Origin of the sequence: Streptomyces sp. NBC_00080, assembly GCF_045041255.1 — a bacterium.
GTDB classification, from domain to species: domain Bacteria; phylum Actinomycetota; class Actinomycetes; order Streptomycetales; family Streptomycetaceae; genus Streptomyces; species Streptomyces coriariae.
In genome coordinates, this window is record NZ_CP108235.1 from 7978460 (window position 1) to 7997360 (window position 18901).

At 73.4% G+C, this 18901-nt stretch carries 16 protein-coding genes and 1 pseudogene; 6 read left to right on the top strand and 11 right to left on the bottom strand.

The features are described from left to right. Positions 1 to 22: 22 nt before the first annotated feature. Positions 23 to 1714, bottom strand: a complete 1692-nt coding sequence (locus tag OHU34_RS35685) for a DUF885 domain-containing protein (RefSeq protein ID WP_405770176.1) — start codon at positions 1712 to 1714, stop codon at positions 23 to 25. A 33-nt stretch (positions 1715 to 1747) separates the two neighbouring features. Next, on the bottom strand, positions 1748 to 2239 hold the full coding sequence (locus OHU34_RS35690) for an Lrp/AsnC family transcriptional regulator (RefSeq protein WP_054240412.1): 492 nt from the start codon (positions 2237 to 2239) through the stop codon (positions 1748 to 1750). A 60-nt stretch (positions 2240 to 2299) separates the two neighbouring features. Between OHU34_RS35690 and OHU34_RS35695 the strand changes: the two genes are divergently transcribed. Beyond that, positions 2300 to 3523, top strand: coding sequence for a trans-sulfuration enzyme family protein (locus tag OHU34_RS35695; protein WP_405770178.1), 1224 nt, complete (start codon positions 2300 to 2302; stop codon positions 3521 to 3523). A gap of 114 nt (positions 3524 to 3637) precedes the next feature. On the opposite strand, the gene OHU34_RS35700 is transcribed toward OHU34_RS35695, so the two are convergent. The 3 genes from OHU34_RS35700 to OHU34_RS35710 all read right to left on the bottom strand — a co-directional run bounded on the left by OHU34_RS35700 (position 3638) and on the right by OHU34_RS35710 (position 8435). After that, positions 3638 to 5014: an N-acetyltransferase family protein gene (locus tag OHU34_RS35700; RefSeq protein ID WP_372481793.1), complete on the bottom strand. Its 1377-nt coding sequence runs from the start codon at positions 5012 to 5014 to the stop codon at positions 3638 to 3640. A gap of 231 nt (positions 5015 to 5245) precedes the next feature. After that, positions 5246 to 6832 carry an alkaline phosphatase gene (locus tag OHU34_RS35705; protein WP_142269208.1) on the bottom strand — a complete coding sequence of 529 codons (1587 nt, stop codon included), beginning with the start codon at positions 6830 to 6832 and terminating at the stop codon, positions 5246 to 5248. 166 nt (positions 6833 to 6998) lie between these two features. Next, positions 6999 to 8435, bottom strand: coding sequence for a PLP-dependent aminotransferase family protein (locus OHU34_RS35710; RefSeq protein ID WP_142269207.1), 1437 nt, complete (start codon positions 8433 to 8435; stop codon positions 6999 to 7001). 47 nt (positions 8436 to 8482) lie between these two features. Here OHU34_RS35710 and OHU34_RS35715 point away from each other — a divergent pair. Further along, positions 8483 to 9319: pseudogene (locus tag OHU34_RS35715) on the top strand (EamA family transporter); the annotation flags it as partial. A 45-nt stretch (positions 9320 to 9364) separates the two neighbouring features. Here the strand turns inward: OHU34_RS35715 and OHU34_RS35720 are convergent. After that, complete coding sequence (locus OHU34_RS35720) at positions 9365 to 10195, bottom strand: alpha/beta fold hydrolase (RefSeq protein WP_230196525.1); 831 nt, start codon at positions 10193 to 10195, stop codon at positions 9365 to 9367. A gap of 348 nt (positions 10196 to 10543) precedes the next feature. On the opposite strand from OHU34_RS35720, the gene OHU34_RS35725 reads away from it, so the two are divergent. Then, a complete protein-coding gene (locus OHU34_RS35725; protein ID WP_405770182.1) occupies positions 10544 to 11305 on the top strand; it encodes a GntR family transcriptional regulator in 762 nt (253 codons plus the stop codon). 127 nt (positions 11306 to 11432) lie between these two features. Here OHU34_RS35725 and OHU34_RS35730 read toward each other — a convergent pair whose 3' ends face one another. From OHU34_RS35730 to OHU34_RS35740, 3 genes are all read right to left on the bottom strand, one after another. Then, a complete protein-coding gene (locus tag OHU34_RS35730; protein WP_054240418.1) occupies positions 11433 to 12590 on the bottom strand; it encodes an ROK family transcriptional regulator in 1158 nt (385 codons plus the stop codon). Between the two features lie 97 nt (positions 12591 to 12687). Continuing rightward, positions 12688 to 13350 (bottom strand): response regulator transcription factor, encoded by a 663-nt coding sequence (locus OHU34_RS35735; protein ID WP_142269204.1) that lies wholly within the window; start codon positions 13348 to 13350, stop codon positions 12688 to 12690. 14 nt (positions 13351 to 13364) lie between these two features. Then, positions 13365 to 14519 (bottom strand): sensor histidine kinase, encoded by a 1155-nt coding sequence (locus OHU34_RS35740; RefSeq protein WP_405772477.1) that lies wholly within the window; start codon positions 14517 to 14519, stop codon positions 13365 to 13367. Between the two features lie 109 nt (positions 14520 to 14628). Here OHU34_RS35740 and OHU34_RS35745 point away from each other — a divergent pair, with 109 nt between their 5' ends. Genes OHU34_RS35745 through OHU34_RS35755 form a run of 3 tightly spaced genes read left to right on the top strand, consistent with a single transcriptional unit; the run spans position 14629 to position 16730 of the window. Then, positions 14629 to 15549: an ATP-binding cassette domain-containing protein gene (locus OHU34_RS35745; RefSeq protein WP_405770185.1), complete on the top strand. Its 921-nt coding sequence runs from the start codon at positions 14629 to 14631 to the stop codon at positions 15547 to 15549. Between the two features lie 2 nt (positions 15550 to 15551). Further along, positions 15552 to 16301 carry an ABC transporter permease subunit gene (locus tag OHU34_RS35750; protein WP_405770188.1) on the top strand — a complete coding sequence of 250 codons (750 nt, stop codon included), beginning with the start codon at positions 15552 to 15554 and terminating at the stop codon, positions 16299 to 16301. A gap of 57 nt (positions 16302 to 16358) precedes the next feature. After that, positions 16359 to 16730, top strand: a complete 372-nt coding sequence (locus OHU34_RS35755; protein WP_230196528.1) for a hypothetical protein — start codon at positions 16359 to 16361, stop codon at positions 16728 to 16730. A gap of 31 nt (positions 16731 to 16761) precedes the next feature. Here OHU34_RS35755 and mug read toward each other — a convergent pair whose 3' ends face one another. Next, entirely contained in the window at positions 16762 to 17307 is a 546-nt protein-coding gene (gene mug, locus OHU34_RS35760; protein WP_142269200.1) for a G/U mismatch-specific DNA glycosylase, read from the bottom strand. Continuing rightward, positions 17304 to 18746 carry an adenylosuccinate lyase gene (gene purB, locus OHU34_RS35765; protein ID WP_405770189.1) on the bottom strand — a complete coding sequence of 481 codons (1443 nt, stop codon included), beginning with the start codon at positions 18744 to 18746 and terminating at the stop codon, positions 17304 to 17306. The genes mug and purB overlap by 4 nt, the downstream gene beginning before the upstream one ends. Between the last annotated feature and the right edge of the window lie 155 nt (positions 18747 to 18901).

Below are 18901 nucleotides of genomic sequence, written 5' to 3' on the forward strand. Positions count from 1 at the left end.
GCGCCGGTCCCGAACCCGTGTCTCAGAGCTGTGCCAGCTCGTCCACCAGGTCGTCCAGGCCCAGCGAGCCCTGCGAAAGGGCCGCCATGTGCCAGGACTTGAGGTCGAAGGCGTCGCCGTGGCGCTCGCGGGCCTTCTCCCGGCCCAGCAGCCAGGCCCGTTCGCCGAGCTTGTAGCCGATCGCCTGGCCGGGAATGGTCAGGTAGCGGGTCAGCTCGCTCTCCACGAAGTCCGCCGGGCGGCTGCTGTGCCCGCCGAAGAACTCCTCGGCCAGCTCCGGGGTCCAGCGCTCGCCGGGGTGGAAGGGGGAGTCCGCCGGGATCTCCAACTCCAGGTGCATGCCGATGTCGACGATGACCCGCGCCGCCCGCATCATCTGGGCGTCCAGGTAACCGAGCCGCTGCTCCGCGTCGGTGAGGAAACCGAGTTCGTCCATCAGCCGTTCCGCGTACAGCGCCCAGCCCTCGCAGTTGGCGCTGACCATGCCGACGGAGGCCTGGTAACGGGAGAGGTCCCCGGCGACGTGCGCCCACTGCGCCAGCTGCAGGTGGTGACCGGGGACGCCCTCGTGGTACCAGGTCGAGACGAGGTCGTAGAGCGGGAAGCGGGTCTGCCCCATCGTCGGCAGCCAGGTGCGGCCCGGCCGCGAGAAGTCCTCCGTCGGGGGCGTGTAGTACGGGGCGGCCGCGCCGCCGGGCGGGGCGATCCGCGACTCCACCTTCCGTACCCGGTCGGCGAGTTCGAAGTGCGTGCCGTCGAGCTTCTCGATCGCCTGGTCCATCAGGCCCTGGAGCCAGTCGCGGACCTCGTCGACGCCCTCGACGTGCGTGCCGTGCTCGTCGAGATGGGCCAGGGCCACCCAGGGGGTCTCCGCGCCCGGCAGGATCTTCTCGGCCTCCTCCCTCATCTCGGCGAGCAGCCGGTGGTACTCCGCCCAGCCGTACGCGTACGCCTCGTCGAGGTCGAGATCGGTGCCGTTGAAGTAGCGCGACGCGCGGGCGTACCGCTCCCGGCCGACGGTGTTCGGGGCGCCCTCGATCGTCGGCGCGTACACGTCGCGCATCCAGTCCCGCAGCTCGACGACGGACGCGGTCGCCGTACGGGCGGCCTCGTCCAGTTCCGCGCGCAGCGCGTCGGGACCGGTGGACACGAAGTCCTCGAACCAGCCGCGGCCCTCGCCGTCCGTGTCCGACCACTCGGTGAGCTGTCCGACGAACGTGAGGGTCGGCCGCGGCGCCGCGTACAGCTTGCGCTCCAGACCCAGCGCCAGGGACTCCCGGTAGCCCGCGAGGGCCGCCGGCACCCCGCGCAGCCGCTCGGCGATCGCCGCCCAGTCGGCGTCGGTCTCGGTGGGCGTCACGGTGAAAACCTCGCGCACGTGATGCGGAGGCGTCGCCATGTTGCCGACGGCGCGCAGTCCCTCGTGGGTCTCCAGCACACCGAGTTCCGCGGTCAGGCGCTCGCGCAGCAGGCGCGCGCACCGGCGCTCGATGTCACTGTCCGCGCCGGGCCTCCGCTCCGCCTCGTCGAGCCGGGCCAGGGTGTCCCGCGCGAGCTGCGCGAGGGCCTCCTGGCCGGCGGGCGAGTAGTCGGGCAGACGGCTCGAACTCTCCTGCACACCGAGGTAGGTACCGGTCACCGGGTCGAGGGCGATGAGGTCGTCGACATACGCGTCGGCGACCTCGCGGGGAAGCGGGCTGCTGGTCTGTGACATGGGCTCCATCCTCGTACGAGGCGGTGGCGCACGTCACGCCGTTTGTCCCGAAGTCGTCGGCGGCAGCAGAGGCCCGCACTCCCACTGCTGGAATATCAGCCGCGTCTCGACCCGGGCCACCTCCCGCTGCGAGGTGAACTCGTCCAGCACCAGTCGCTGCAGATCCGCCATGTCCGCGACGGCGACATGGACGAGATAGTCGTCGGGCCCGGTGAGGTGGAAGACGGTGAGCGCCTCCGGCAGCCCCCGGATCCGCTCCACGAAGGGCCCCACCAGCTCCCGCCGGTGCGGCCTGACCTGTACCGACAGCAGTGCCTGGAGGCCACGACCCAGTTTGGCCGGATCGAGCCGCAGCTGATGACCGAGGATCACGCCCGATCGGCGCAGCCGCGTCACCCGGTCCAGACAGGTCGACGGTGCGACCCCGACCTGCGCCGCGAGGTCGCGGTAGGTGGTCCGGGCGTCGTTCTGGAGCAGCCGCAGCAGCTGGAGATCGACCGGGTCCAGTACGACGGATTCAGCCATTGGCCGAACGTAGCACGGTGTTCGATTACGCGACCCCGCTCGTTGTTCACCCTGCGGTCCATGGACTCAGCCTCAGCGAGCACGCACGCGTACGACGACGTACGCCGACCCGCGTCGAGAGCGCCCCGAGCACTGGCCACCGAGGCCGTGCACGCCGGGCGGGACGACCTGGCCCGCCAGGGCCTGCACGCCCCGCCGATCGACCTGTCCACCACCTACCCGTCGTTCGACAGCCGCGGCGAGGCCGCCCGCATCGACGCGTTCGCCACGACCGGCGCGGAGCCGGAGGGACCGCCCGTCTACGGCCGGCTGGGCAACCCGACGGTCGCCCGGTTCGAGACGGCCCTCGCCCGCCTCGAAGGCACCGAGAGCGCGGTCGCGTTCGCCAGCGGGATGGCGGCGCTGAGCGCGGTGCTGCTGGCGCGCGCCTCGACGGGGCTTCGGCACGTCGTCGCCGTGCGCCCTCTCTACGGGTGCAGCGACCACCTGCTGACCGCCGGACTGCTCGGCTCGGAGGTCACCTGGACCGACCCGGCCGGGATCGCCGACGCGCTGCGCCCGGACACCGGTCTCGTCATGGTCGAGTCGCCGGCCAACCCGACGCTTGCCGAGGTCGACCTGCGGGCCGTCGCCCACGCCTGCGGCTCGGTCCCGCTGCTCGCGGACAACACCTTCGCGACGCCCGTGCTCCAGCGCCCCGCCGAGGGGGGCGCGCGGCTCGTGCTGCACAGCGCCACCAAGTACCTGGGCGGACACGGGGACGTGCTGGGGGGCGTGGTCGCCTGCGACGAGGAGTTCGCCGGGCGGCTTCGGCAGATACGGTTCGCCACCGGCGGCGTCCTGCACCCGCTGGCCGGATATCTGCTGTTGCGGGGCCTGTCGACGCTCCCGGTCCGGGTGCGGGCCGCCTCCGCGACCGCCGCCGACCTGGCCCGGCGGCTGGCCGCCGACCCGCGGGTGGCTCGCGTCCACTATCCGCGGATCGGCGGCGCGATGATCGCCTTCGAGGTCCACGGCGACCCGCACGAGGTGATCGCGGGGGTCCGTCTGATCACCCCGGCCGTCAGCCTCGGCAGCGTCGACACCCTCATCCAGCACCCGGCGTCCATCAGCCATCGCATCGTGGACGCGCACGAGCGCCGGGGCGCGGGCGTGAGCGACCGGCTGCTGCGGCTCTCGGTCGGCCTGGAGGACGTCGAGGACCTGTGGGACGACCTGCGAGCCGCTCTCGGCGCGGCGGACGCCACGGCCGACCCGGCCGGGCACGGAGCCGCCGTCGTGTGACCGCCGACGGCGATCCGGGTACGGCGACCCGGGACGGGGATGCGTGAGCGGCGACCCGCATGCCGACGGCCCGGCGGTGTGGTCGCACCGCCGGGCCGCGTGGTGTTCCGTGACTCAGTCGCGTGCGACGCGCTCGTCGTACCGCCCGGAGCCGGCCCGCGCCCGGGTCGCCGCGCCGTCCAGGCGCGCGGTGATGACCAGGGTGCCCTCCTCGATCTGGTAGTCGAGGGGCAGGTCGAGGCCGCGCATGGCGGCGACCATGCCGGTGTTGGAGGCCTGCGTCACGGCGTAGACGCTCTCGCAGCCCGCCTCGACGGCCATCGCGACCAGCCGGCCGAGCAGTTCGGCGCCGATGCCGCGCCGCTGCCACTGGTCCTCGATCAGCAGGGCGACCTCGGTCTCGTCGCCGTCCCACAGCAGGTGGCCGAGGCCGACGACGCGCCCCGACGGGGTCTGTACGGCGAGCGTGCGGCCGAAGCGGGGGCTGAGCAGGTGCCTGAGGTAGCGGTCGGCGTCGCCGACGGGCCCGTGGTAGCGCATTCCGAGCGTGCGTGAGGAGCACCGGTCGTGCATCGCCTTCGCCGCCGCCAGGTCACCGGGGTCCGCCCGGCGCACGGTGATGGCGTTGCCCTCGGGCAGCGTCAGCACGTCCTGGCCGCGCGGCACCCGCGGGCCGAGCCGGGCGTCCAGCTCCACCAGCGCACGCGCGCGGGCGAACTCGGTCGGGGTGAACGGCAGATACGGCCGCTCCACGGTGATCACTCCGCCTTCCGGCGCCCGCAGGCGCATCACGGTGTCCTCCAGTACGCCCTCCACGGGCACGCCTTCCTGCCCGCGGCCGCTGCCGCCCGGCGCGGCGGGCAGCGAACGGATCGTGCAGCGGCCCAGCAACTGACGTAGTGCCAAGGGTAGTTCAGCCGCGTCGAGCGCGGTGCGGGTGGCCAGGCCGAGGACCCGGGTCGGCGCGTCCACCAGGTCGTGGGCGTCGGCCCGTTCGATCCAGGTGCCGCTGCCGCCCGCCACTGCCACGGCCCGGGTGATCTCGCCCGCCGCCAGGGCGCCCGGGGCGCGCAGCAGGAACTCGTCCACGGTTTCCTCGCCCAGCGGGTGCGTCTGGAGGCTCAGGATGTCCACCCGGTGGCCGGCGAGCGCCGCGCAGAGTGCGGCCAGTGACCCCGGGGCGTCCTTCACCGTCGTCCGCATCCGCCACAGGGCGCTCTCCTCGGTGACCTGGGAGGGGAGTGCGGACGGCCCGGCCTGCGGCTCCTCGGAGCGCGGCCGGGCGTCGGTATCGCCCGTGGGGGGTGCGTGACCGTGGCGCCGTGCCCACCAGGTGTGGAAGCCGGCCGTGGCGACGAGCAGTGCCGCGGAGACGGCCAGCAGCGCCGGACCGTCGGGTCCGTGGCCCACCAGGTTCGCCACCCCGTCGGCCACCGCGACCGCTGTGAACAGCGCGGCGAGTTCCACCGCGTCCCGTCGCCAGTGGTGCACGGGGCGTCCGCGTTTCGCACGCGTCACATCAGACATGTCTCGAGTCATGCAGCCACTGTGGAGGAACGGTGTTGCGTGATCACGAACGGTTTGTGACTGATGGGTAAAGGTTACCAATGCCCGTTTTGTTAATTCTTCTACGATCGCGCCGTGTACGGGGTGTCACGACTGTGCCGCGCACCGGGGGATGACGCCGGTGCGCGGCACGTGTCCGAGGGTACGGGACCCGGACTACTGGCCGACCCGTCCCGGCTGGAGCACCTGTGTGAACAGCACGGTCCCGTCCTGCTCGCGCAGACGCACCGTCAGCTCCCCGCTGCCGCCGTCGATGTCGACCTCGCCGAAGAACTGGTAGCCGCCTGCGGGCGACACGTTCGACGCGGTCGGCGCCTTCACGAACACCCGCTCCGGACCGAAGGTGTCGTCCAGCGCGCTGGCCGGGAAGGCGCCCGCGTTGAGGGGGCCGGAGACGAACTCCCAGAACGGCTCGAAGTCACCGAACACGGCCCGCGAGGGCTGGTAGTGCTGCGCCGAGGTGTGGTGGACGTCTGCCGTCAGCCACACCGTGCCGGTGATCCGGCGGTGTTTGATGTACCGCAGCAGCTCGGCGATCTGGAGCTCACGGCCCAGCGGCGCGCCCGGGTCGCCCTGCGCGACGGCCTCGATGTTCGCCCGGCCCTCGGTGGCGTCGGGCACCACCAGGCCGAGCGGCATGTCGGCGGCGATCACCTTCCACACCGCGCGCGACCGGGACAGCTCGCGCTTCAGCCACTCCAGCTGCTCGGCGCCGAGGATGCCCTGTGGGTCCACGCTCTGGTCGCCCGCCGAGTTGGCGTTGCGGTACGTCCGCATGTCCAGCACGAACACGTCCAGCAGCGGCCCATGGCGCACGACCCGGTGGACCCGGCCCTCCTTGGCGCCCGGACGCAGGGTCGAGATCGGGAAGTACTCGCCGAACGCCCGCCGGGCGCGCCCCGCGAGCACGTCCACGCTCTTCTCCGTGTACCGGGCGTCGGAGTCGGCGATCACCTCGCCGGGGTACCAGTTGTTGCGGACCTCGTGGTCGTCCCACTGGATGACGGACGGCACCTGAGCGTTGAAGCGGCGCAGGTTCTCGTCGAGCAGGTTGTAGCGGAAGTTGCCGCGGAACTCGGCGAGCGTCTCGGCGACCTTGGACTTCTCCTCGGTGACGACGTTCCGCCAGAGGGTGCCGTCCGGCAGTGCCTGGGTCGCCGTGATCGGGCCGTCGGCGTAGATGTTGTCGCCGCTGCACAGGAAGAAGTCGGGATCGAGCTTCGCCATCGCGTCGTAGATGCGGTAACCGCCCAACTCGGGGTTGATGCCCCAGCCCTGGCCCGCGAGGTCCCCGGACCACAGGAAACGCACCCCGCGCCGACACCCCGGGGACACGGTGCGGAAGGTGCCGGTCACCGGCTCCCCGGTGCGTCGGGGATCGTCCGGGTCGGCGAGGAGCACCCGGTAGTGGATCTGCTCACCGGCGGGCAGCCCGTGCAGCCGGGTGGTGCCGGTGAAGTCCGTACCGGCGCCGAGCAGCGGACCGTGCCAGCGGCGGGCCCCGCGGAAGGACTCGGTGGCCGCGGTCTCGACGACCATCCGCGCGGGACGGTCGGAGCGCACCCACACCAGCCCGGAGTCGGAGGTCACGTCCCCGGCCTGCACACCCCAACCCGCCCTGGGCCGCCCGGACAGCGCGAAGGCGGGCGCCGCGCCGACGGCGGCGGGCAGGGTCAGGGCCGCGGAAGCGGCGAGCGTGCCGCGCAGGACGCTGCGGCGCCCGGGAAACGGACTGGGTGACATGGAGGGGCCTCCAGGGGCGGGAACCGGCCGGTGTGCACAGCCACAACTACTGGTGCGTCGCAGCGCACACGGAAACCACAAGTGAACAACTGGCCGCGCGCACCGGGGATCCGACGCGCACGGCCCGCGTCTCCGCCTGCGTCACCGACCGCGTCTCCCGCCCCTGTCACCCGCCCGTGACGGCCTGCGCCATCAGCCGTACGCCGTCCCGGATGCGCGTGGGCGACATCTGCGCGTAGCCGAGCACGAGACGGGTGTGCGCGTCCCGCACGGCACGCGCGTGTGCGTACTCCGCCAGCGCACGCACCTCGACGCCCGCGGCGGCCGTCCGCGCGAGGAACCGTTCCCGCGGCCCGTATCGCGCCGGGAACTCGGCGATGACGTGCAGCCCCGCCGCGATCCCGGACACCCGCGCCCCGGGGAAGTGCTCCCCGAGCGCGCCCACCAGGGCGTCCCGGCGCTCCCGGTAGGCCCGCTGACAGCGGCGCAGCTGACGGTCGTAGTCGCCGCGCTCCACGAACCGGGCGAACAGCGCCTGGTCGAGCGTGGGATGGCCGAGGTCCATCGTCCGCTTGCGCTCGACGACCTCCTCGGCGAGCGCCTCGGGAACGAGCAGCCAGCCGAGCCGCAGTCCCGGTGCGAGCGACTTGCTGACCGACCCGGTGTAGGCCACGCGCTCGGGGTCCAGGCCCTGGAGCGCGCCCACGGGAGCGCGGTCGTAACGGAAGTCGCCGTCGTAGTCGTCCTCGACCACGAAGCCGTCCACGGATCTCGCCCAGTCGAGCAGTTCGGCGCGCCGCCGCGCGGAGTACGCGATCCCGGTGGGGAACTGGTGCGCCGGCGTCGTCACCACCGCCCGCACCCCTGACGACCTGAGCGGGTCCACGGCCAGCCCCTCGGCGTCGAGCGCCAGCGGTACGGCGGTGACGCCCGCCGCCGCGTACAGGGCGCTGTGCTGGGGGCTCCCGGGGTCCTCGACGCCGACGGTGTCCGTCCCGCGCGCGTGCAGCGCGAGCCCGAGCAATGCCGTCGCCTGGGCCACCCCGGAGACGACGACCAGGCGCTCCGGGTCGGCGACCACGCCCCGGCGGCGGGCGAGGAGCCCGGCGAGCGCGGTGCGCAGCCGGGGCAACCCGCGCGGGTCGGGATAGCCGAGTTCGTGGTGGGGCAGCTCGGCGAGCACACCCCGCTGCGCGGCGGCCCAGGCGGCGCGCGGGAACAGCGACAGGTCCGGGGTGCCCGGCACGAAGTCGGCCCGTACGCCCGGGGGCCGCGGAGCGAGGTCACGCGCGCGTGGCCGGGCCGCCCGGACGGCGCCGCTCACCCAGGTTCCCGCGCCGCGGCCGCTGCGCAGATAGCCCTCGGCCGTCAACTGCTCGTACGCCTCCGTCACGAGCCCGCGCGAGACGCCGAGATCGGCGGCCAGATCCCGGCTCGACGGCAGCCGGGTGCCCTGGGCGAGTCGCCCCGAGCGGACCGCGTCCCGCAGGGAGGCCTGGAGCGCGCGGCCACGCGCGCGCGGCGGGGCCGAGGCGGCCGGCAGCAGCAGCTCCCAGGCCGCCGGCCCGGGACCCGGGCCGGGATTGGTCCCCGATGGCGTCATGGAAGTGGACCTTAACCGGGACCGCCGTCGTTCCTAGCGTCACCTTCATGAACGCGACCACCCTGCGCGGGTCCCTGCTCGCCGCGCTCGCCTGCCTCCTCGTCGGAGGGTCGTTCACCGCGAACAGCGTCCTCGGCGGCTATCCGTACGCCGGCGGCCAGGCCTTGCGCTACGGCCTCGCCTGTCTGCTGCTCGTGCCTTTGGCGGGGGCGGGGGCCGGGCTCCGGCTGCGCGCGCTCACCCTCCGGCTGTGGCTGCGCCTGGCGCTGCTCGCGGCCGTCGGGATGGTCGGCTTCAACGTGGCGGTGCTGGCCGCCGAGCGCTCGGCGGAACCCGCCGTCCCCGGTGTCCTCGTGGGCTGCGCGCCGGTCGTCGTGGCGGTCGTCGTCCCGTTGCTGGAGGGGCGGCGGCCCCGCCGTCCGGTGCTGGTGGGGGCGTCGCTGGTGGCCGTCGGCGCGTTCACGGTGCAGGGATGGGGGCGCACGGACGGCGCGGGCATCGCCTACTCGGTCTGCGCGCTGGCCGGGGAGGTCGGTTTCGCGGTGCTGGCCGTGCCCGTCCTGCGGGTTCTCGGACCACGGCTGCTGTCCGCCACGGTGTGCGCGATCGCCGCGGCCGAGGCCGCCGCGACCGGCCTGCTGCTCGACGGCGGCGCGTGGCTGCGGCGGCCGGACGGCACGGAGGCCGCCGCGCTGTTGTGGCAGGCGGCCGTCGTCACCGTCGTCGGCTTCGTGTGCTGGTACATGGGCATGCAGCGGATCGGCGCGGAGCGCGCCACGCTCTTCTCCGGGCTCATCCCGGTGGCGGCCGCCTGCACCGCCCCGCTCGTCGGAACGGGCTCCTACGGCCCCGCCCAAGGCGTGGGGAGCGCCCTTGTCGGGGCCGGAGTCGCCCTGGGGGCCGGGGTGTTGCGGCGTGCCCCCAGGACGTCAGCGGCTGCCGTCGAGAATCACGCGAGCGACGAGCGCCGGGTCGTCGTTCATCGGGCAGTGACCGCAGCCGGGCAGTCGCACCAGACGCGCGGCGGGGATGATCCGTTTGGCCCGGACACCCTGTCGGCGCACGAGCAGCCAGTCGCGGGTGCCCCAGCCGAGCGTGACCGGGACGCCGGGGAGGTCGTCGGCGAACCGCACGGTGGCGCCGGCCCGCAGGGTCTGGTCGAACCCGGTGGCGCGGGCCAGGGCCAGCGTCTCGGCGACCACGGCCTCGGGTGAACGCCGGCTCGGGCGGGCGTAGATGGTGCTGGTGAGGGCCGTGCGGCCGGCCGCCGTGCTCGCCATCCGCTCGACGAGGGGCAGCGGCATCCGGCGCGCGATCTGCCGCATGGTGAGCAGGACGCCGAAGGCGTAGCGCCGCTCGGCCTGTGACCAGAACCCGGCGGGCGACAGCGCGGTGACGGACCGTACGAGCTTCTCGCGGCCGAGTTCGAGGGCGAGCAGTCCGCCGAGGGAGTTGCCCGCGACGTGGGGCCGGTCGAGCTCCAGCGCCTCGCAGAAGGCGGCGAACACGGCGGCCGTGGTGGGCAGGTCGTAGGCCAGTCCGTCCGGCAGGGGCGGGGACACGCCGAAGCCGGGCAGGTCCACGGCGATGACCTCGCGCTCGGCGGCCAGGATGTCCACCACCGGGTCCCAGGCCTGCCGGTGGTGTCCGATGCCGTGCAGCAGGAGCAGCGGCTCGCCCCGGCCCACGCGCGCGTAGGAGACGGTGACGGGCAGCGGGCCACTGGGGGAGGGGACCGTGAAGGAGACGGTGGCGGACATGAGGAGCTCCTCGACTGAACGGGCCGTGGACCGGCCGGCGGACGCCGTAGACAGCTTGTCAGCGATAGCTACCGACGGGTAGCCCCCGAGGGTGAACCGCGCGCCCCCTCATCGGGTCTCCTGGGGGCGGCATTTACTGAGCGGACCTTGCCGGAGTGTCACGAAAACGCGCCCGTACGAACGCGCCGTGAACGCTTTTCTGTCGGACACCTGTCGTCCTGGAGAGGGACCGAGGATTGGTCTTGACCAAGGGTGGGGGCCGCCCTATGGTCGCAGAGAAGTACAACAACCTTTAATAAACAAGGGCGCGAAAAACGCCGCCGGACCACGGCGATTGCGGAGGACAGGGTGGGGACCACGCAGCTGGAATCGGTACCGGAACCGAAGTACTGGCATCTCAAGACGGTGCTCAGCGAGGCACTCGACTCGGAATTCACCGTGGGCGAGATCCTGCCCAACGAGCGTGACCTGGCCGCCCGTTTCGGCGTCGCCCGCGCCACGCTCCGCCAGGCACTGGAGCAGCTCGAACTGGAGGGCCGGCTCCAGCGCCGCCGTGGCGTCGGAACCACCGTCGCCCCGCCGCGCATGGGCGTCGCCGTCGGCAACGACCAGCAGGTCTGGCCGGGCACGGGCGACGACGCCTGGCAGGCCGTCGACTGCACGCTCGCGACTCCGCCCGCGGTCGTCGCCACCGCCCTGGAGACCGCGCGCGACCAGGCCGTGCACATCGTGCGCCGCTCACGCGTCTCGCACGGCCAGCCCGTCGCCGCCGAACTGCTCTACGTCCCCGTGACGTCGGTGCCCGACCTCACCGCGATCGACACCCCCTCCGAGGCGGCACGCGCGCGTGCGGTGCTGCGCGAGCTCCAGCGCCTGGAACTGGAGGGCCAGGACCGCGCCGTGGAGCTGGGCTCGGCCCGCGCGGACGACGCCCGGGAACTCGACCGCCTCCCCGGCGCCCCCGTCCTCGTCGTCACCACCCGCTTCTTCGCCGGGGGACGCACCGCGGCGCTCTCCGTCGCGACCTACCGCGCGGACACCTGCCGACTGACGTTCGGCGCGTCCGGCGGCGTGGAGATACACCACGGCCCGGAGCGCCAGGCCTCCTGAACACCCCGTCCCCGCGGACCGGATACGGCAGGCTCCCTGAACAGCCTGCACCCGGCCCACCGCGCGGACACCCCGCCGCGCCCCGGAACTCCACCGGGGCGCGGCGCGTTTCACCGATGACGGCAGCTCACCGCCGCGCCGTCACGGTCCCCTCGACCGCGAACAACTGCTCCTCGACATGGTCGAGGGCGAGCCGCAGCGCCCCCGTCGCCACCGCCGCCTCACCGAGCAGCGACAGGGCCACCTTCGGCGGGCGCAGACAGTAGCGCGCCAACTCGTTGCGCAGCGGCTCCAGCACACCGTCCAGACCGGCCGCCCACCCGCCCACCACGACCAGCTCCGGATCGAGCGCCAGGACCAGCGCCGCCACGTCGTGGACGAGCCGCTGGATGAAACGGTCCACCGCGGCCCTGGCCTGCTGGTCGCCCTCGCGGGCCTGCGCGAACACCTCCGCGACCGCCTGCTCGTCCAGCGGATGCAGCGGCTCGTCCGTCATGGACAGCAGCGTCTCCGGCGTCACCTCCCGGCCCAGCAGATGCAGCGCGCCGATCTCCCCGGCCGCCCCGCCGTACCCCCGGTGCAGCCGGCCCCCGATCAGCGAGCCGGCACCCGGGCTCAGCCCGGCCAGCACGAAGACGACGTCGTCGGACTCGGTGGCCGATCCCTTCCAGTGCTCGGCCACGGCCGCCGCGTTGGCGTCGTTCTCCACCAGCACCGGACACTTGAAGGAACGGCTCAGCCGCTCACCCAGCCGCAACCCCGTCCACTCCGGCAGCGCGGTGCCGAGCCGTACCGTCCCGTCCGCCTCCACGATCCCGGGCGTGCCGACCCCCACCGCCCGCAGCGAGCTGCGCGGGACGCCCGCCCGGCGGAGCAGCTCGGCGACGGCCGTACGCAGCCGCTCCAGCCGTTCGTCCGCCGGTGCCGCCTCGTCGACCTCCTTGGCCTGCGCGCCGAGTATCCGGCCGTCCAGGTCGGCCAGCAGCGCGGCCACCCGGTGCGAGCCGATCTCCAGCCCCAGCAGGTGCCCGGCCTCCGCCCGGAACCGGAACCGCCGCGCGGGCCGCCCCTGCCGCCGGGCGACACTCTCGTCGGCCGCCTTCTCGACGACGAGCCCCGCCCCGATGAGATCCTCGACCACCCCCTCGACCGTCGGCCGGGACAGGCCCGTCACGCGGGTGATCTCCGTGAGCGTCGCGCAGTCCGCGGCACGCAGCGCGTGCAGCACCACCGCGGAATTGATCCTTCGCAGCAGCGAGGGATCCCCGCCGGTCAGCTGCCCCAACGTCCGTCCTTCCAGCTCGTGCGCGTGTTGGGCGGATCGTACTCGGCGGGAGGTACCCCGGCGAGTAAGGAATCCGTACCGATATCCACCGGCGCGCTCACCCCGGCGCGACGAACCCCGACTCGTACGCCGTGATCACCGCCTGCGTCCGGTTGCGTGCCCCGAGCTTCGCCAGCACCGCCCCGGCATGGGACTTGACCGTCTCCGTCCCGACGACGAGCCGGGCGGCGATCTCCGCGTTCGACATCCCACGTGCCATCAGCCGCAGCACCTCGGCCTCCCGCTCGGTCAGCCCGGCCCGCTCCAGGGTGTCCTGCGCCGCCCGATTGCCTCCGCGGTCGCCGTACTCGGCGGCCAGCCTCCGCACCGACGCCGGGAACAGCAGCGACTCGCCCTCGGCGACCAGGCGCACCGCGTGCACGATCTCGGCGGCCCGCGCCCGCTTCAGCAGGAACCCGTTCGCGCCCGCGCGCAGCGCCTCGTAGACGTACTCGTCGCTCTCGAAGGTCGTCACGACGAGGATCTTCGGCGGCTCGTCGACCGACCGCAGCACCGCGCGCGTGGCCTCGATACCGTCCATCAGCGGCATCCGGACGTCCATGGCCACCACGTCCGGCCGCAGTTGCCGCACCAACGGGATGACCGCCGCCCCGTCGGCCGCCTCCCCGACGACCTCGATGTCGGGCTGCGCCTCCAGCACGGCGCGCAGCCCCACCCGCACCAGGGGTTCATCGTCGACGAGGAGCACGGTGACCGGCATCCGGCCAGCGTAGATCAGCGCAGGGGCAGCTCCGCCCGCACCCTCCAGTCCCCCTCGTCCGGCCCGGTCGACGCCCGCCCGCCGAGCAGGGCGGCCCGCTCCCGTATGCCCCGCAGGCCGCTGCCCCGCCCCGGGCCGGGAAGCCGGGCCGTCGAAGGGTTGCGCACCTCCAGGCGCAGCAGATCGCCGGCGACCCCGACGCGGACCCGCACCGGAACCGGCCCCGCGTGCCGCAGCACATTGGTCAGCGCTTCCTGGAGGATGCGGTAGCCCTCCCGGGACACCGGCCCCGGGACCGTCTCCAGCGGCCCCGTCACCTCGGCGTCGACCTTCGCCCCGGAGGCCCGCGCCGACTCCAGCAGCCGGTCGGCCTCCGCCAGCGTGGGTCTGTCGCCCACCGGCCGTCCCGACTCCCGCAGCACGCCGAGCACCCGCTCCAGGTCCGCGAGCGCCGACCGGCCGCTCTCCTCGATGGCGGTCAGGGCCCGGTCGGTGAACTCCGCGTCGCCCGCCGCCCGCGCCGCGCCCGCCTGCACCACCGCGACCGTCAGCGCGTGGCCGATGGAGTCGTGCAACTCCCGTGCGATGCGGTTGCGTTCGAGCAACTGCTCCGTCCGCTCCTCCAGGGCGGCGAGCCGCTCGGCGGCGGACGGACCCAGCAGCCCGCGCGCGACGACGGTCACCAGCTCGCCCAGGCCCACCACGGCCCCGTACAGGGCGAGGACGGGGAGCGGGACGAGCAGGGCGGGCCACCGGTGCGGAGCCGCCCCGCCCAGGCCCGGCAGGTCGTCCGGAACCGCCCCGCCCGCGGTCGCGGCGAGGTCGTATGCCAGGGTGGGAAACCAGACGCACGCGAACATCGCCACCGCGCCCAGGGCCATCCGCGCCTCCAGCCACAGCACCGTACGCAGCCGGTCCCGCCAGGTCTCCGACGGCGCCACGGAGAAGCCGGCGTCCGCGTCGCCCGCCAGGAGCAGCAGCCGGGCCTGGACCCCCTCGCCCGTCCGCACCGCCGGGATCAGCCCCACCGGTACGAGCAGCAGCGCGGGCACCCACGGCCTCGACGGGTCGATGAACATCCAGACGCTCACGACCAGCATCGGCACCCACAGATGCAGCAGTCGTGCGTACGTCGTCCCCCGCAGCAGCGGGCGCAGGAAGCGGCCCATGCCGACCATCGTGGCAGGCGGCACCGACAACGGTCCTCCCCCGAGCGGGGGAGACGCTCCCCACCGGCGGGGGAGGACCGCGCCGCCGCCAGTGGCGAGAGTGAGGGCCATGACCAGCATCGACGTACGAGACCTCACCAAGGAGTACGGGCCCCGACGGGCCGTGGACCGCCTCACGTTCCGCGTGCGGCCCGGCCGCGTCACCGGCTTCCTCGGCCCCAACGGCGCGGGCAAGTCCACCACCCTGCGCCTCGTCCTCGGCCTGGACAAGCCGACGGCGGGCACCGCCACCGTCGGCGGCCGGGCCTACACCGCCCTGCGGCAACCCCTGCGCCACGTCGGCGCGCTGCTCGACGCGCAGGCCGCGCACGGCTCCCGGACGGGGCGCGATCACCTGCGTGCCCTGGCGGCGAGCAACCGCATCGCCGTCCGCCGGGTCGAGGAGGTGCTGGCGGAGACCGGCCTCTCCCCGGCCGCGCGGCGCCGGGTGCGGACCTACTCCCTGGGCATGCGCCAACGCCTCGGCATCGCCGCCGCCCTGCTCGGCGACCCCGAAGTGGTGCTCCTCGACGAGCCCTCCAACGGCCTGGACCCCGAAGGCATCGTCTGGATCCGTGCGTTGCTGCGGAGGCTCGCCGCGGAAGGACGCACCGTGCTGGTCTCCAGCCACCTGATGAACGAGACCGCCTCCTTCGCCGACCACCTCGTCGTCCTCGGCCGGGGCCGCCTGCTGGCCGACACCCCCCTGCGGGACTTCATCGACGCGCGCGTGCGGCCGCGCGTACGCATCCGTACGACCGACCCCACCGCGCTGAAGAGCGCCCTCGCCCGCCACGGCCATGACGCCGAGGAGCACCAGGACGGGCACTGGACGGTGCACCACGCGCGCGTGGACGACATCGGCCGCCTGCTGTCCGAGGCCGGCGTCCCCCTGCTCGAACTGACCGCGGAGGAAGGCACGCTGGAACAGGCCTACCTCGACCTGACCGCCGCCGAAGCAGAGTTCGCGGCCCGGCCCCAGGAGGCATGACCATGGGATTCACACCCGCGCTCCACGCCGAGTGGATCAAGATCCGTACGCTGCGCCCGCTGGTCGGCGGCCTGTGCGCGATGCTGTCGGCCACCCTCGTCTTCTCGGGGTTCTCCGTGGTCTCGGCGTCTTCGGCGGACGCCGCGACCGGCTCGGGCGGCGAGGACCTCGACCCGCTCTTCTCCGTCCTCTTCGGTGTGAGCTTCGGTCAGATCGCGGCGATCGCCTTCGCGACGACGGCCGTCTCGAGCGAGTTCCACGGCGGCGCACTGCGTCTGTCGCTGGCCGCGGTGCCGCACCGGGGCCGCTGGTTCGCCGCCAAGCTGACCGCGATCGCCCTGCCCGTGCTGACCGTCGGACTGACCACGGGCCTGATCACCGTGGCGGTGGGCAGCGCCGTGCTGGGGGAGCGGGCGGACGGGCTGGGCACCGCCGACCGTCTGCGCGGCGCGCTGGGCTGTGGCCTCTACCTGACGCTGATGGCGCTGCTCGCGGCGGGCCTGACGGCCGTGCTGCGCAGCGGAACAGCCGCGTTGAGCATCCTCGTCCCGTTCCTGCTGATCGTGTCCTTCGTCGTCGGCGACATGAGCGGCGACGTCGCGGACCTGCTGCCCGACCGAGCCGGCCAAGTCGTGCTCCACAGCAGGTGGGAGGGTCCGCTGGGGCCGTGGACGGGGCTTGCGGTGACGGCCCTGTGGACGGCGACGGCGGTCGTCGCGGGGGCGTGGCGGATACGGCGAAGGGATGCCTGAGCCGCAGGGCGGCTGACGGACCGCCAATTGTCAGTGGTGGCGGGTTTACTGGAACTCATGGACATCGACAGGTACCTCGGGCCCGGTCACGGTACGACGGCCTTGGTGACCAGTCACGGCCTCGCCGCCGCGGACGCCGCGGTGCGTCACGCCGAGCTGGAGCGGTTCCACGAGGAGAAGGAGCAACTGGCCGGGAAACTGACGGTGCGATGGGGAGATCCGTACCAGGTCGGGCTGCAGACGGTCCGGCTGCGGACCGGGACCGAGGAGATACCCGAGCCCTGGGCCGAGCTGAGCCTGCGGGTGGGGGACGTGTACCTCTGGCGGGCGGCGGAGCACGGCCGCTGGGTGGCCCTGGGCATCGCCGATCTCGACCCGTGCGACGAGATCCAGCTCCTCCTGGTCGTCACCGAGACCGACCCGCCCTGAAGCACCGGTACGACGTTCCGGCACGAGGCCCTCAGTCCTCCGCCGCCACCCGCAGTCGCGCGAACTCCTCCGCCATCGTCGCCGCCGTCCAGTGCGCGTTCAGACCGCTGGGATTCGGCAGCACCCACACGCGCGTGTCCCCGATGACTCGCTCCTGCGGGCCCACCGCCGCCTTGCGGTCGTCGAAGGCCGCCCGGTACGCGGTCACGCCGACCACCGCCAGCCAGCGGGGCTTCAGCCGGGTCACCTTCTCCGCCAGCAGCCGCCCGCCGTCCCGGTACTCCCGCGCCGTGAGCTCGTCGGCCCGCGCGGTCGCCCTCGCCACCACGTTCGTGATGCCGAGACCGTAGGACGGCAACTCCTGCTGTTCGGCGGGCTTCAGCAGCCTCGGGGTGAAGCCGGACAGGTGCAGCACCGGCCAGAAGCGGTTGCCCGGGCGGGCGAAGTGATGACCGGTCGCCGCCGTCATCAGACCCGGGTTGATGCCGCAGAACAGCACACGCAGGCCGCCCGCGACGACGTCCGGTACGAGACGGTCGCGGGCGGCCTCCAGCTCCGCCTGGGTGAAGCGCGTCAGAGGATCGCTCCGGGGGTGTAACCCGCCGCCTCGGGACGCTGCTTCACGATCTCCTCCACCCGGCCGACGACCGTGGCCACCTGGGCCGCCGCGCCACCCGTGAAGGACAGCTTGTCGGCCATCAGCGCGTCCAGCCGGGCACGGTCGAGCGGGAGCCGCTCGTCGGCGGCGAGCTTGTCCAGCAGCTCGTTGCGCTCCGCACCCTGCTCACGCATCGCCAGTGCCGAGGCGACGGCGTTCTCCTTGATCGCCTCGTGCGCGACCTCACGGCCGACGCCCGCGCGTACCGCGCCCATCAGCACCTTGGTGGTGGCCAGGAACGGCAGGTAGCGGTCCAGCTCCCGGGCGACGACCGCCGGGAAGGCGCCGAACTCGTCGAGCACCGTCAGGAACGTCTCCAGCAGACCGTCGAGCGCGAAGAACGCGTCCGGCAGCGCGACCCGTCGCACCACCGAGCAGGACACGTCGCCCTCGTTCCACTGGTCGCCCGCCAGCTCGCCGGTCATCGACGCGTAGCCGCGCAGGATGACCATCAGGCCGTTCACACGCTCGCAGGAGCGGGTGTTCATCTTGTGCGGCATCGCCGAGGAGCCGACCTGGCCGGGCTTGAAGCCCTCGGTCACCAGCTCGTGCCCGGCCATCAGCCGGATCGTCTTCGCCAGCGAGGAGGGCGCCGCCGCGAGCTGCACCAGCGCGGTGACGACCTCGTAGTCCAGCGACCGCGGGTAGACCTGGCCGACGGACGTGAACGCCTGCGAGAAGCCCAGGTGACCGGCGATCCGGTCCTCCAGCTCGCTGAGCTTGGCGGCGTCGCCCCCGAGCAGGTCGAGCATGTCCTGGGCGGTGCCGACCGGGCCCTTGATGCCGCGCAGCGGGTAACGCCCGAGCAGCTCCTCGACGCGGCCGTACGCGACGAGCAGTTCGTCGGCGGCGGTCGCGAACCGCTTGCCGAGGGTCGTGGCCTGCGCGGCCACGTTGTGGGAGCGCCCGGCCATGACGAGCTCGCCGTACTCGCCGGCCAGCTTGCCGAGACGTGCCAGCACGGCCACCGCGCGGTCGCGGACGAGCTCCAGCGAGAGCCGGATCTGGAGCTGCTCGACGTTCTCCGTCAGGTCGCGGGACGTCATGCCCTTGTGGACCTGCTCATGGCCGGCGAGGTCGTTGAACTCCTCGATCCGGGCCTTCACGTCGTGCCGGGTGACCTTCTCGCGCTCGGCGATGGAGGCCAGGTCGACGGTGTCGAGGACACGCTCGTAGTCGGAGATCGCCGCGTCCGGCACCTCGATCCCGAGGTCCTTCTGAGCCTTCAGCACGGCGAGCCAGAGCTGACGCTCCAGCTTCACCTTGTGCTCGGGCGACCAGAGCGTGGCGAGTTCGGCGGAGGCGTAGCGTCCGGCGAGCACGTTGGGGATACGGGGCTTGGCGGGAGCGGAAGTCACGTGTACGGATTCTACTGGCGATTCGTGCAGGCCAGCGCCACGGCCTGGTTCGGCGGAACCTACGAGACCGGCGTCACCCCGCCCTGCCCGGCGGGGCCACCCCCGGCTCCGGCCGCCTGGCCGGTTCACTCGCGCGCAGGGAACGCGAACGCGTA